The 13,534-nt window shown below is 67.2% G+C and carries 13 protein-coding genes; 2 read left to right on the plus strand and 11 right to left on the minus strand.

Annotated features, from left to right (window positions below; genetic code table 11):
- Positions 1-529: 529 nt before the first annotated feature.
- Positions 530-1,162 carry a TetR/AcrR family transcriptional regulator gene (locus DPM19_RS28465; protein WP_111871130.1) on the minus strand — a complete coding sequence of 211 codons (633 nt, stop codon included), beginning with the start codon at positions 1,160-1,162 and terminating at the stop codon, positions 530-532.
- Positions 1,163-1,239: 77 nt separating this feature from the next.
- Entirely contained in the window at positions 1,240-2,496 is a 1,257-nt protein-coding gene (locus DPM19_RS28470) for an acyl-CoA dehydrogenase family protein (RefSeq protein WP_111871131.1), read from the minus strand.
- Positions 2,497-2,563: 67 nt separating this feature from the next.
- Here DPM19_RS28470 and DPM19_RS28475 point away from each other — a divergent pair, with 67 nt between their 5' ends.
- Positions 2,564-3,340, plus strand: a complete 777-nt coding sequence (locus DPM19_RS28475) for an enoyl-CoA hydratase/isomerase family protein (RefSeq protein ID WP_111871132.1) — start codon at positions 2,564-2,566, stop codon at positions 3,338-3,340.
- Positions 3,341-3,434: 94 nt separating this feature from the next.
- On the opposite strand, the gene DPM19_RS28480 is transcribed toward DPM19_RS28475, so the two are convergent.
- The 6 genes from DPM19_RS28480 to DPM19_RS28505 all read right to left on the minus strand — a co-directional run bounded on the left by DPM19_RS28480 (position 3,435) and on the right by DPM19_RS28505 (position 8,020).
- Positions 3,435-4,154 carry a DUF4386 domain-containing protein gene (locus tag DPM19_RS28480; RefSeq protein WP_199485333.1) on the minus strand — a complete coding sequence of 240 codons (720 nt, stop codon included), beginning with the start codon at positions 4,152-4,154 and terminating at the stop codon, positions 3,435-3,437.
- Positions 4,155-4,436: 282 nt separating this feature from the next.
- Positions 4,437-5,495 (minus strand): SDR family oxidoreductase, encoded by a 1,059-nt coding sequence (locus DPM19_RS28485; RefSeq protein ID WP_111871134.1) that lies wholly within the window; start codon positions 5,493-5,495, stop codon positions 4,437-4,439.
- 49 nt (positions 5,496-5,544) lie between these two features.
- Positions 5,545-6,000, minus strand: a complete 456-nt coding sequence (locus tag DPM19_RS28490) for a MerR family transcriptional regulator (protein WP_111871135.1) — start codon at positions 5,998-6,000, stop codon at positions 5,545-5,547.
- A 300-nt stretch (positions 6,001-6,300) separates the two neighbouring features.
- Complete coding sequence (locus DPM19_RS28495; RefSeq protein ID WP_233510854.1) at positions 6,301-6,801, minus strand: P-loop NTPase family protein; 501 nt, start codon at positions 6,799-6,801, stop codon at positions 6,301-6,303.
- Positions 6,802-6,829: 28 nt separating this feature from the next.
- The gene (locus DPM19_RS28500; RefSeq protein ID WP_233510856.1) at positions 6,830-7,174 is read right to left on the minus strand and encodes a DUF5713 family protein; all 345 of its coding nucleotides are present in this window, start codon (positions 7,172-7,174) and stop codon (positions 6,830-6,832) included.
- Positions 7,175-7,375: 201 nt separating this feature from the next.
- Complete coding sequence (locus DPM19_RS28505; RefSeq protein ID WP_199485334.1) at positions 7,376-8,020, minus strand: SIMPL domain-containing protein; 645 nt, start codon at positions 8,018-8,020, stop codon at positions 7,376-7,378.
- A 710-nt stretch (positions 8,021-8,730) separates the two neighbouring features.
- Here DPM19_RS28505 and DPM19_RS28510 point away from each other — a divergent pair.
- The gene (locus tag DPM19_RS28510; RefSeq protein ID WP_111871137.1) at positions 8,731-11,859 is read left to right on the plus strand and encodes an NACHT domain-containing protein; all 3,129 of its coding nucleotides are present in this window, start codon (positions 8,731-8,733) and stop codon (positions 11,857-11,859) included.
- A 211-nt stretch (positions 11,860-12,070) separates the two neighbouring features.
- Here the strand turns inward: DPM19_RS28510 and DPM19_RS28515 are convergent, their stop codons facing one another.
- The 3 genes from DPM19_RS28515 to DPM19_RS28525 form a co-directional block, all read right to left on the minus strand.
- Positions 12,071-12,451 (minus strand): helix-turn-helix domain-containing protein, encoded by a 381-nt coding sequence (locus tag DPM19_RS28515; protein WP_111871138.1) that lies wholly within the window; start codon positions 12,449-12,451, stop codon positions 12,071-12,073.
- On the minus strand, positions 12,448-12,855 hold the full coding sequence (locus tag DPM19_RS28520) for a hypothetical protein (RefSeq protein WP_111871181.1): 408 nt from the start codon (positions 12,853-12,855) through the stop codon (positions 12,448-12,450). Before DPM19_RS28520 ends, DPM19_RS28515 begins: the two co-directional genes overlap by 4 nt.
- 212 nt (positions 12,856-13,067) lie before the next feature.
- Positions 13,068-13,439: an MmcQ/YjbR family DNA-binding protein gene (locus DPM19_RS28525; protein WP_111871139.1), complete on the minus strand. Its 372-nt coding sequence runs from the start codon at positions 13,437-13,439 to the stop codon at positions 13,068-13,070.
- Positions 13,440-13,534: the final 95 nt, after the last annotated feature.

The raw sequence follows: 13,534 nt of genomic DNA on the forward strand, positions 1-13,534 counted from the left end.
TGTCCCGATTCAGGAACATCCCGGGGCCGGCACCAGGAGCAGCCTGGACCTGCATCAATACGTCATTCTTCGGCCAGGTACGGCCAATTTTGCCCCAGCCCCGCAATTGACCCAGGACACCCGGGACACCGGCCCCAGAACGCCTGGGACACCTGGTCCGGGACTCCCCGCCAGGCCCGTCCGCGGCGCGCCGCAGGGCGGCGGGACGGGTTTTGCTTTCCGTCGTTCCCCGGGCATTCCCACCTCGGAGAATGCCCGGGAACAACCGTTCTTCGGCGGCCGGTTATTCGGAGGGAGCGGGCTCTCGGCGATCGCGGGAATGTCCTGGAATTCGCGCCGGTGCGTTATCACTCCGTCCCAGACGCCCAGGACGGCGATGCAGGTCACCGCCGCCCATCAGCTCGCGGAGCAGAGCGAGCCGCCCGCTCCGGTCACCACCAGCACCCGTGCGGTCGTGGACCGTACCAGCGCGGTCAGCTCCTCGTGGGTCTGGCGGCGCGGGGCGGTCACCCGGTGCCGCCGTCCGCGGTCAGGGCCGCCGGGCTCCGGCCATGTCGAGGGCGAGCCGCTGGTAGTGGTGGGCGACCTCGGTGCGGCTGAGCGGGCCCTTCGGCGAGAACCAGGACGCCACGCCCGTGCACATCACGACGATCGCGCGGGACGCCTCCAGCGGGATCGGCGTGCCGAACACGCCCAGCTCGGTTCCGCGCGTGAGCACCCCGTCGAACAGGTGCTGCTGTTGGTGCCGCTTGGCGAGGTGCAGGCCGCGCACCGGCTCCTCCAGGGCGCGCAGTTCGCTGGTTCCGAGCATCGTGCCGCGCTGGTCCTCCAGGTGGAACAGCACATGGGTCTCGACGATCGCCGCGAGCCGGGCGGCGGGGTCGTCCGCCGCGCCCTCCAACGCCGCGCGGGTGCGGCGCAGCAGTTCCTCGATCCCGCGCTCCATGATCGTCGCAAGCACTTCCTGCTTGGACTCGAAGTGGTAGTAGAGCGCGCCCGGGCTCAGCCCGGCCCGCACCGCGATGTCGCGCACCGATGTGCCGTGGTAGCCCTGCTCGGTCATCACCGCGATCGCGGCCTTGAGGACCCCCGCCTCGCCCGGCCCCTGCGCCGACCGGGCCCGTGACGACGATCCGGGCTGCGCGGACGATCCAGCCGCCACGCGGCCACCTCCTGTCCCCCGGCCAGGCTACCCGCACGGGCCCGCTCATCTGATCGCCAGCGGGTTGATCGGGGAGCCTACCGGCGCTTGTTCGGGCCGGCGAAGCCGAAGAGGTAGCCGGCCACCCTGCGCATCTGGACCTCTTCCGACCCCTCGGTGATCCGGTACCTGCGGTGGTGCCGGTAGATGTGCTCGAACGGGGTGTGCCGGGTGTAGCCGAGCCCGCCGTGCACCTGGATCGCGCGGTCGGCGGCCTCGCAGACGAACCGGTTGGCGCGGTAGTTGCACATCGAGACCTTGTCGCTGATCTCCATGTGCGGCACCCGGTCCAGTTCCCAGGCGGTCTTGCGCACCAGCCAGCGCAGCATCTCCGCCTCGGTCTGCAACTCGACCAGCGGCCACTGGATGGCCTGCCGGCCGGCCAGCGGCTGCCCGAAGGTGACCCGCTCGCGGGCGTACTCGACGCTGCGGTCCACGCAGTACTGCCCGGCGCCCACGCCCGACGCGGCCTGCCGGATCCGGTTCTCGTGGACGAAGGTCTGCGCGACCGCGAGGCCCTCGCCCTCGGCACCGAAGATCGACGAGTGCGGGACGCGGACGTCGCGCAGCGTCACCTCGGCGTGGTCGGTGGGCATGTTGAACGTCCACCAGTGGAAGTCGACGGAGAAGCCGGGGGTGCCGGTCGGGGTGATGAACGCGGTGATGCCGCGCGCGTCCCCGGGCTTGCCGGATGTCCGGGCGAAGACCACGTCGTGGGTGGCCGAGTGCATCCCGGAGTTGAACCGTTTGGCGCCGTTGATGACCCAGTCGTCGCCGCGGCGGACCGCGGTGGTCTCCATCCAGGTGGCGTCGCTGCCGTGCTCGGGTTCGGTGAGGCCGAAGCCGATCCGCCTGGTGCCGGTCAGCATCCCCTGGAGGAACTCCTCCTTCTGCTCCGGCGTCCCGTACTCCATCATCATGTGGACGAACGGGAAGTTGCCGACGACCGACGCCTCGTTCTGCAGGTCGTTGTGCAGGCCGAGGCCCTTGTGGGCGAGGTGCTCGCGGATCACCGCCATGTCGAGGTTGCCGCCGTCCCGCCCGCCCACCTCCTTGGGCAGCCCGTAGCGCAGCCAGCCGGCGGCGTCGGCGCGGCGGAACATCTCCCGCAGCAGTTCCTCCCAGTCGCGCCGGGGGACGCCGCCGTTCTCGAAGTCGGTGCGGGCCCACTCCCGGCGGTGGTCGAAGAAGCGTTCGTTGTCGTCCTGCTCCTGCAGCGGCCTGATCTCCCGCTCGATGAAGTCGTCGAGGTCGGCGAGCAGCCGCGTCAGCTCATCGGGAAGCGTGAAGTCCACAAATCCTCCTGAACGTATGTTTAGCTAGCATCACACCTCGCCGGTTCCGAGGGAAGGGGGTCCGCGCATGCGCGAGATCCGCTACGAGGTGGCGGACGGCATCGCCACCCTGACCATCGACCGCCCCGACAAGCTCGGCGCCATGACCTACGCGATGCTCGACGCCTTCGCCGGGCACGTCGCCGAGGCGGGCGCGGATCCCCGGGTCACCGTGCTGCTGGTGACCGGGGTGCCGGGCAGCTTCTGCTCCGGCATCGACCTGGCCGACCTGGCCTCCCGCTCCCCCGCGGACCGGGGCCGCCCGGACGGCGACGGAGGCGGCGGCGTCCCGCTGCTCATGGGCTTCCCGAAGCCGGTGGTCGCCGCCGTGGACGGCATGGCGGTGGGGATGGGCGCCGAGTTCGCCACCCAGGCCGACCTGCGCGTGGTGTCGACCCGGGCTCGGTTCCGCTGGAACTTCGTGCACCGCGGCCTGGTCGCCGACACCGGCGCCGGGACGTGGCTGCTCCCCCGCCAGATCGGCATGGGCCCCGCACTGCGCCTGCTCTACACCGGTGACGACCTGGCAGCCGAGGAGGCCCTGTCGCTGGGCTTCGCCACGTCCGTCCACGAACCCGAGGACCTGCCGGACGCGGCGCGCGCCCTGGCCGCGACCATCGCGACGGCCTCCCCGTTCGCGCTGACCCGCACGAAACGGCTGGTCCTGGACGGTACGACCACCGACCTGGCCGGCCACGTCACCGCCACCGGGGTGGCGATCCACGAATGCTTCGCCTCCGCGGACCACGCCGAGGGCGTGGCGGCCTTCCTGGAGAAGCGCCGGCCCCGCTTCACCGGCCGCTGACACCGGGCCATCTCGTGTGCGATCGAGGGCGTCCTGCCGGTGCACGGCACCGCGCACTGGCCCGAACTGGAGTGAACGGCTCCGCCGGCCGTACCTACGGTTCCGTGATGATGGGGGCGGGGCGGAAGCCCTTGGTGATGAGCCAGATGCCCAGTGACAGTTCCCAGACGATTTCTGGTGCCGTGAACAGGAAGTTCACCGGAGACTGCTGCTCGTAGACGCCGAACAGGACAGCGGTCGCCGTCGCGCAGGCGATGGGGCCGCCGATGAGCCCGATGAGCGCCATGGCGCGCGGCACCAGGCCCGACCGGTACATCAGGTAGCCCAGCAGCAGCCCGTTGCCGAAGCCCGCGCAGAAGGCGGGCCCGAGCAGGAACGTCTGGTCCTTCAACGCCACCAGTGACCGGCCGATCAGGGCGGCGTCGGCATCGCCCCCGCCCGCCAGCTCCTGCCGCAGCGCCACGACGGCGAGCACGCTGACGATCCCCATCACGATGAGGGTCGATTCGAGGATCCGCAGGCCGACGTAACCGAGGGCGATGCTCTCGCTCTGCCGCTTCAGGATCGGGAACAGCACGACCGCGGTGGCGACGTTCGCGACGGCGGTCAGGATCTCAAGGAGGGCGCCCAACCGCACCTGCGTGTCCGCGCCCGCTCCCAGAATGTAGTTCGCGTCGTCGAGGACCGGGCCGTACAGCACCACCGCGGGGATCGAGAGAACGAAGGTGAGAATGAACCAGACACCGGCGATCCTGGCGGTCCGCTGAGCGGCGCTCGCCGAAGCTTCCGGAGTCCGAGATCTGATCGTGTCCACGTGACCCTCCAAGGCTCGGATCGGCCCCTGCACGATTATCACGGCCGGAGGGGTCAGGCACAGCCGGTCCCGACGTTCCGGCACGGTGTGCGGGCCGGCCGCCAACCCCGACCTCGCCACCCGGCTACTCAAAGTCATCGAACAGCAGCCCCAGGGATCCGTGCGGGCCTGCTCCGCGCGATGGAGAACCGCGCGCTCGGCGGGATGGAGAAGAGCATGCAGGAAGTGCGGCTCGGAATCGGACCTGGCGGAGTGGACGCCCTCCCAGGGGCCGTTTCCGTCCTACGGCGCCTGCGGGTCCGGTGTGTTCACCAGGCCGAGGGCGTACAGGCTTTCGGCGGTGTCGATGATGGTGGCCACCGGGTCGCGGGGTGTCCAGCCGAGCATGGTGCGGGCCTTCGCGGTGTTCAGTTGCGGAACCCGGCCGAGTTGGCTGACCGATTCCCGCAGGGAGGGGTCGGTACGGGCCGCCTGGCGCACCTGGTCGGCGGTCAGTTCCCGGGTCGGTACCCGGGCCGCGCGCTCGCCCAGGTGCTCGGCCAGGATGCGGGCCATCTGCAGGAAGCTGATCGATGTGCCGCTGCCGGCGAGGAAGCGTTCGCCGGCGGCACCGGGATGGGTCATGGCGCGCAGGTGGATGTCGGCGACGTCGCGGACGTCGACCAGGCCGAAGTGCAGGGGAGGGACGACCGGCAACCGCCCTTCCAGCATGGCCTTGACGATGCCGGTGGAGCTGGAGAGGCGGGGGCCCAGTACGGGGCCGAAGATGCCGCCGGGGTTGACGACCGCCAGCTCCAGGCCGCCGCCCTCGGCGGCGATGAAGTCCCAGGCGGCCCGTTCGGCGATGGTCTTGGATTTGATGTAGGCGGTGTTGTCGTCGGCGGGATCGGTCCAGTCGGTCTCGTCGTAGACGCCGCCCGGCTTGGGGCTGTAGCCGATCGCGGCGAACGAGGAGGTCAGCACGGCCCGCCGTACGCCGCCGTCCCGCGCGGCCCGCAGTACGCGCAGAGTGCCGTCCCGGGCGGGCACGATCACCTCGTCGTCGTCGGCGGGTGTTCCGCTGGGGAACGGTGAGGCGACATGCAGGACATGAGTGCAGCCGGCCACCGCGTCCGGCCATCCGTCGTCGGTGTCCAGCCGCGCGCTGACGATCTCCAGCCGTCCGTCCGGGTCGACGCCGGCGACTTCGAGCTCGGCCCGCACGTCGGCGGCGCGCTCGGCCGAGCGGACCGTGGTCCGGACCCGGTGCCCGTCCCGCAGCAGGCGGACGACCACGTGCGACCCCACGAAGCCGTTACCGCCGGTCACCAGAACCAGGTCTTTGGAAGCGTGCGGATCCACAGTGTTCCCCTCGCATGGTTGTCGTTGTTTCGCAGATGGCGCGGGCCGTTCAGCGCAGCTCGCGCGCGACCGGCGTGATCTCCGCGGCGGCGCGTTGCTCGGCCGCGCCGTCGCCGCGCTCGCGCGCGTCCCAGAGTTCGGTTTTCAGTTGCAGGTAGCGCAGGCGGACCCGCATCCGTTCCAGCTCCTGGGTGAGGCGGTCGGCGTTGCGGCTGAACAGGTCGCGCATCTGCCCGGCCGCGGCGTCGCCGTCGTCCAGATGCCGCAGGTAGGCGCGCATGTCGTGGACGCTCATCCCGGTCGCGCGCAGGCAGCTCAGCGCCTCGATCCGCGCTACCGCGGCGGCGGTGTAGCGGCGGTGGCCGCTGCTCTCGTCCCGGTCCACCGGGGCGATCAGCCCGATCTTCTCGTAGTACCGCAGGGTCGGCTCGGACAGGCCGCTCAGCCTGGACACCTCCTGGATCGTCATCGGAGAGGTGCCCGCACCCGTTCGTGTCGCTGCCATGGTTGGAGTCTCCGATACTTCAAGCGCTTCAAGTCAAACGCGGCATCGCCGCTGGTCACGCGGTTCACTGATCATCTTCGGGCCGTGCCCGCCGCAGCCTCGGCACGTCGCCGCCCCCACCGGCTTCGGAGGCTCGGTAGCTGCCGCCGCACGGAGGTTTCCGGTGGCCAGGATCACCGCGTCGGCGTGGACGAGGTAGCGGGTGCCGTCGCCCGGATCGGGGTCCGTGACCTGATGGTGCAGTGCCGACCCGGCTGGTCCGTACCGTGGAAGCGGTGGTTCATCGGACCGCCCCTTGGGTCAGGTCGTGGTGGGAGAGGCGTCGAGCCCGGCCAGGAGCCGGTTGGCGGCTCTTCGGGATTTCACGATGTGAACGTCGGCGTGCCAGGCGTGTTCGGCGATCAGGGCACGGACGCGGGGCGCCATCTCCCTGCGGTAGCCCCACACGTACTTCACGAAGCTCCAGGTGACCCGGTCGTGGACACCGGTGTCGTCGTGCTGGCCGCCCCGGTGTCTCCAGCAGCGCTGGGCGATGCCCCACAGGCAGGTGAGCGCGGGCAGGTCGAGGAAGATGACGGTGTCGGCACGCCGCAGCCGGATCGGCAAAGTACTGGCGTAGTTCCCGTCGATCACCCAGCGGTCGGTGGTGACCAGTTCCTCCTGCACGGCCGCGAACTCGTCGGGTTCCATCGTGTTCCACCGGTCGTCGTAGTAGACGGCGTCCAGGTGGACGATCTGAATGCCGAGCCGGGCGGCGAGCCGCCGCCCGAACGTGGTCTTCCCCGATCCTCCACATCCCATGATCGCGACCCGTCGCATCTGGTTCCGGTCACCAGTCTCTGGTCGCGATCAGTTCTTCGTGGTCGGCATCGGTGAACCCGTACGCCTCCGCCACGAACCAGAAGTCCTCGGCGATCATCTCTCGCGCGCACGTCTCGATCTCGCTGCCGGCCGCGCAGAACTCCTCGTCCAGGGCGTTGAACTCCTCGGTCGCCGCGTGCGTCAGCGCGTACAGCGCCGGCAGGCCGACCGGGCGCTCCGCCTCGATCCGCCCGCACAACCGCAGCAGGATCAGCCTCCCCTTGTCGACCACATGGTCGGGGAAGTAGTCGTCCTCGTACATGCCCGCCAGGAACGCGTGCCCGGCCACCCGCCCATTCTCGATCAGCACCACTCTCGCTCCTCCCGCGCAGCGACATCCGGCAGCATGCGCCGATCGTGCACCACACCACCGACAACCGCCGGGCGGCCGTCACCTCATGACGTGATCGATGCCGCCGGAGAGTGCCGTGTTCGCCTTGTGGCTGTCGGGGCCCGACCCTCCACCCGGTTGACGCCTGAAGCGTCGAACGCGCCGGTTCCGATGCGTGACGCCTCAGCCGTCGATGGCGAAGCCCATGGGGACGGCGGCGGTGACGACGATCTGACCAGGTGCGAAGTCCTCCTCGACACCACCGGAGACACCGCTGTGGCTGTAGGTCTTCAGCCGTTCGGGGTCCACGTCTTCGATGTGCAGGACTTTTCCGAGTTCCACCCCGGCGGCCTCGGCATAGAGTTCGGCCTTGGCACGTGCCGCGGTGACGGCGTCCCGTCGCGCCCGTGATCGAAGGGCCGGCTTGGATCGCACGTCGAAGTCGATGCCGTCGATCCGCTCCGCTCCGGCGTCCACGATCTCGATCAGCAGCCGCTGGAGCGACCCGATCGCCTCGGTCTCGACCTCGAAGTCGGCTTCGCACTTGTAGCCCGCCTTGCGGCGCTCGTCGTCGACCCGGCTGTACACGTAGTGCGTCGCGAGCTTGAGCCGAGACGGCGAGACCCCCGCATCGGGAATCGCGTGCGCCCGCAGCACCGCCCGGACGCCGGTGATGATCTGCTGAGCCGCCTGGAACGCCTCGGCCGGCGCCTCCCCGATGCTGGCCAAGCCGAACTTCACCCGCGCGAAGTCGGGCTCGACCGCCACCGTCGCGGCGCCGAACGTCGCCACACCCCACGGCGTCGAGATCTTCGGGTCGTTTCGCACGGCAGCCTCCACACACAGATCGTGATCAAACGGCCAAATCCTAATCTGACTGGAAACCCGTCAGGCTGAGTTCCACGGCACCTACCTCTGCCTCGCCGCCGGGGGGAGGTCGACGCGGCCCACACCATCGCCGCCGACACACCCGTAATCTGGGAGCCCGCTGCCATCGAATGGAGCAGTACCGCTGTCGCGCCCTCGGCCTTGAGTGCCACGAGTGGACCTTCGACACCCGCCGTCCCGGCGAAACGCAGACTGAATGGTCCGAGGACGATCAGGCCCGCGGATGAGTGTTCGGTAGGCCGCATGCCTTCGAGCAGGGCAGAGGCGAACCGGACGGGAGAGCGGCGGGGAACCCGTTGACAGGGCCGAAGGCTGACCCTGAAGGGGATGGCCTTTTCGGTTACGCGGCCGTGTACCAGTGCGTGTGGTAACGAACGGAGTTCGCTCGCCGTATACCGTGCCGTTCCAGTTTCCCATACGAGATCTGCTACCGAGAGGACCGTACCCGAGATGGCATTTCGGCGCCCCGTATTTCAAGGCTTGGATCGGCCATATCACCACCGGTCCATAACGGTACACTGAAGTGCAGAACCTGACATATCCTGCTATCACCAGCAGTGCGATGCCCGGCAGGCACGAATGTGGAATATTACACACAGGCTTCCCGGGGGCCATCGTAACGGGGTGTAATTCGACGTGGGGTGGACGGTATGAAAAGGCGGAGCAAGTTAGGCCTCAGTGCCGCGAGCGCGCTACTGCTGCTCGGCGGAAGCGTGGCGTCCGGCCGGGTGCTCGATGGCCGGAAGTTCAATGTCGTAGCCATGGGAATCGCGTTTTCTCTAGGCATGTTCTGGCTCTTCGTCGATGATAGACGTAATGGAGCCAAGGACGATGGAGAGATAGCAGAGGCACCCCCGGTTAAAGTGGGTCTGTTCTGGCGGCGCTCCGCCGTGTTCAGCTCGCGTTATCTTAACCACCTCCTCCAGGTCGAACGTTTTATTGACCAAAAGGGCCTGCAAGAAGTCGGTCCCTTCACCCCGGATCTCGATGACGTCTTCGTTGACGTCAGTGTTGAACCACGCGCACCGCATCAGGTGGCAAAGCACGTCCTGGGCGACTTCTCGACCGAGACCACCGACCGGCTCTCCTTGCAGAGCATCCTGGAACGTGCGGAGTCCGTCGTGCTGGCGATCACCGGGGCGCCGGGCATGGGCAAGACAACCCTGCTTCGTTACACGGCTCGCCAGATATGCATGAACGAATACAGCGGGCGGCGCAAGATACCAATTTTGCTTTACCTTCGCGAGCACCTGGAATCCATAACCGATACCCCTGAGAAGGGGCTGTCCGAAGTGGTGCGAACGAAGCTGGGGCGCCTTGCCGAGGATGAACCCGAGGGCTGGTTCGAAAAGCGGTTGAGCAATGGCGAATGTGTGGTCCTTCTGGATGGCCTTGATGAGGTTGCCAGACCTGAGGATCGTCGGAGGATATCCCAGTGGATCGAACTGCAAATTGGATATTATCCAGGCAACCACTACGTCATAACATCGCGACCACAGGGCTATCTGACCGCCCCGATCGATGGCGCGGCAGTCCTTCAGGTCCGTCGCTTCACCGAAGAGCAGGTCGAGCGCTTCGTCAAGAGTTGGTATCTGATGGTAGAGCGCCGGAGCACGGGAGCCGCCGACGAGGCTGTGCTGGTACGCGCCCGGAACGGTGCAGAGGACCTACTGAAACGACTTCACACAAAATCCGCACTCGACGATCTCACCGCCAACCCGCTGCTGCTCACCATGATTGTCAATGTGCACCGTTTCAGCGGTGCGCTGCCCGGTAGCCGGGTTGCTCTCTACAGCAGCATCTGCAAGGTCATGTTATGGAGCCGGGCCGAAGCCATCGGTCTCACGAATCGACTCAACGGCGAGCACAAAGAAATGTTATTGCGTGGCCTGGCTTTTGAGATGACATGGCGACAAGTGCGGATCCTCAAACGGTCCGAGGTCGATCGGTTGATCGCCCCGAAGCTGGCGCGGGTGTCCAGCGAACTCACGGCCAAGGACTTTCTCGCTGAGATCACGACGAGCGGGCTGCTGGTCGAGAAGGAAGGGGACCGATACTCATTCGCCCACCCGACCTTTCAGGAATACCTGACCTCCGCTCATGTGCACGATCAGAACTTGGTGGATGTCCTGGCCCGAACGGTGGACGATATCTGGTGGCGCGAGACCACGCTGCTCTACACCGCGCGGTACGACGCTGATCCGATCATCGAAGCGTGCCTGGAATCCGGCAGCCGGACTGCGCTGGCGCTGGCCCTCGACTGCGTTGAAGGGCAGCAAACCCCTCTCTCCGTGGAACTCCGGCAACGGCTCGACCGGTTTGTCCGCCGGGAGCGTGACCCGGAGAACGACCGTGAACACCACCGGCTGATAGCCGGGGTCCAGGTCACCCGATGGTTGCGGGAGAAGACGCCGACCTCCGACGGAACCGGTCGTCTGTGCGCCCAGCCGGTCAGCGGTGGCATCTACCAGTTGTTCGTCCAGGACATGCGGGCCCAGGGTCAGAACCGCTCCACCGACGGGCGGCAATCAGGGCCCGACGGCAACGACCCTGTCCTGGGCGTGCGTGGCGAGGACGCTCTGGCCTTCGTCGATTGGGTGAACGAGTTGGTCGGGAAACCTCTCTACCGGCTCCCCCTTTATCAGGAGCTCAACGATCCGGTAATACGAACGAAACTCGAAACCACGGAGCACAGCGCGTGGTTACTCTCCGAAGAAGGTCGACTTCACCGCTGGACACCGGCCGGTGTCGACCATCCTCACCTGATCGACGCAACGATTCTCGCCGATCGCCTTAGACAGGATATCGTCGGCTCGCCGTGGATTCTCCGCAGCCTCATCAATCTCCGTTCCATCACGACCGCATGCATGCTTTTCTTTACCTTCGCCCGGGCCATGGAGCGGCTTCGGATAATCGATCGGGGCCGTGAATTCCATCGTGCCGAAAGTCTCGGTCGAGACTTCGCTAATGCGCTCATACAGGACTCGGGAACGGTGCTCGAACACACGTTGGCGGTGGACCGGAAGCGGGGCCTGGATCAGACGCTCGGCCGGATCATCGCCCATTCCAACGCCCTGGTCGCGATGAGTACCGGCGTCCTACGCAAAGGACATACCAGGAAACTGCGGCGCGACCTCCACCATGCGGTGGACACCGTGGATGCAGAGCGGGCAATGCATCTTTTCGAACTCGAATGGGATGCGGAACTCCTGTTGAAGCTCGATCGCATCCTCGGTAGATCCCTCGTTTCCAGTGGTGAACTGGACTTTGGCCGGTTCGATGTGTACACCACGGGAACAACGTTTGGCTGGGTAATCACGCACGCTCTCTCCGCCGCCCATAAAGTGAGAAGTTCCGAGCGTCCCATGGTCCTCGTCCGCGAATTCTGTGAGCGAATGATCTCGCTCACCATTGTCCCGGGAGAGGTATGGGAGGTCTCCCTGGATGCACTGCCCCGCCGGTTGCACCAGTCCTGCGCCGCGCTCGTCACCGCACTGGACCCCTCGGGCCAGAAGTCGTCGTTCGGCTGGGCCGTCACGGTCGCGCAACGGCTGTCGGTCCTGGCCGTTCCCGTGCTCGACGGGCGGGCGGCACTCGATTCCGAGACCGCGACCACCGTTCGGTTGGCCGCGCTGTGCCTGGCGGTCGAGGCTCTGGCCGTTGGTCGCGACGATCTCGGCCGGGAGTTCCACGCCGTCGCCGCCGGGATCACTCTCCTGGAACAACGCCTGTGCGGAGAGCAGCCCCCGACCGAGACCATCTTCCTTGCCCTCGTATGAAGCCTATTCCGCTGCGAGCTGCCGCCGACGCGGTCAGAGAGGGGCTCCTCCGACCTCGCCTCCAGCGCGCACCGTATCCTCGGCGACGCCTGCTGACATGTCGGTCTCGACCCCGGCGGCGCCGAACTGCTGAGACTGCGCAGCAACGCGGTCTTCAAGCTCAAGGCCCTCGTCATCGTCCGGATCGCCGCTGCCACGAGCGCCTCAGGTGTCAGGCAGCGGATCCCTCGGTTCGGGGGCGTCGGAGTTGGCTGAGGTCCAGTTCGACCTTGTGTCCGTGCACGGTGACGACGATGCTCGCTCCTTCGGCGCCGGTCGCCATGAGGTAGTCGAACAGGGTGGACAGCAGCATGTCGTCGCGATTTTCGAGCCGGGACACCACGCCTTGGCCCACGCCGAGTTTCTTGGCGACCTCGGCCTGAGTCATCTGCCCGGCTTTGCGGATCATCGCAAGGTTCATCGCATAGGTGCGGTCTAGCTCCTCGGCCGCGGCGTTGGCATCCGCGACGTCAGCGGCGATCAGCGGATCCGACAGAAGCCGGTCGAGGTGATCGTTTCCCCGGACGAACGTCTTACCCTCAGGTTCTGTCATGGCTTCTCCTCGTAGGAGGTCTCTCGTTTCCACTGATCGATGAGCGCATCAGCACGAGTGCCGACACTGTTGTAGAAAACGTCGCCGATCCGTGCCTTATCGCCTGCGAACAGTGCGACGACCACGGTGCCGGTGTCCGGTGGGAACCAGCAGATGAGCCGCAGGGCGACCTGGGGGTGGTAAGCGTGCGACACCCTCCACAGCGGGTATCGGCGCGACTGCCGCACCCACTTCAACGTCGCGGTCTCGTTCTCCCGCGTCGGAACCTCACTCAGATTGCGAAGCTGGTCAAGCGCACGAGCGGCCAGAGCCAGCGTCGTCCGCGCGAGCGCGTCACCCCCACGCGCTCGTTCCTCGAGTTGGTCCAGCCAACTCCCGAAGTCAGCCGGCCAATCTATGTCCACCCAGCAAGCATGCCCCTCAAGACATATGCATCGCAAGTCATACCCCGGGGTGAGCATCGGCCTGCTGGCAGTGACCGCCGACAGGGCCACCCCCGTCGCACCAACCCGGCCACGATCACTATGTTCGCTCGGAGCCTGGCGACACTGGCATACCAGTCCGCGGCCCTATCGCTACCCGCCCGCAGTCTGGGGAGGAAGGTAGGTGGCGCTTCCTACCGGGGTTCGCGGCTCTGTGGCTCGATCAGCGCGGCGAGCCGTTTCGGGGCGATCAGCCGGTAGCTGTCCTCGACGAGTTCGGCGATCTCGTCCCAGTCCTGGTCGACGTCCAGCCGCGCGCCCACCCAGCCTTTGGATCCGACGTACGCCGGGACGAAGAAGCGCTCGGGGCTCTCGGCCACCAGGGCCTCCTGCACGCCCGGGCCGGCCTTGACCATCATCGACGTCCCGTCCTCGCTGGTCATCGCGAACAGTTTGTCGCGGATCCGGAACGAGGGCGCCGTGTGCCCGCCGAACGGCTTCTCGACCGCCTCCGGCAGCGACAGGCAGATGTCCCGCAGCCGTGCCAGCACGTCCCCGTCACCCATGTCGTTTCTCCTTCGTTCCCGGCCGGGCAGGGCTCTGACCGTTCATTGTGCGCGGGCGAGCCGCCCGGCGACAGGTGTCGGTGCCGCTCATCTGA

It is taken from the genome of Actinomadura craniellae (genome assembly GCF_003289645.1).
In the GTDB taxonomy this organism is placed as follows: domain Bacteria; phylum Actinomycetota; class Actinomycetes; order Streptosporangiales; family Streptosporangiaceae; genus Actinomadura_D; species Actinomadura_D craniellae.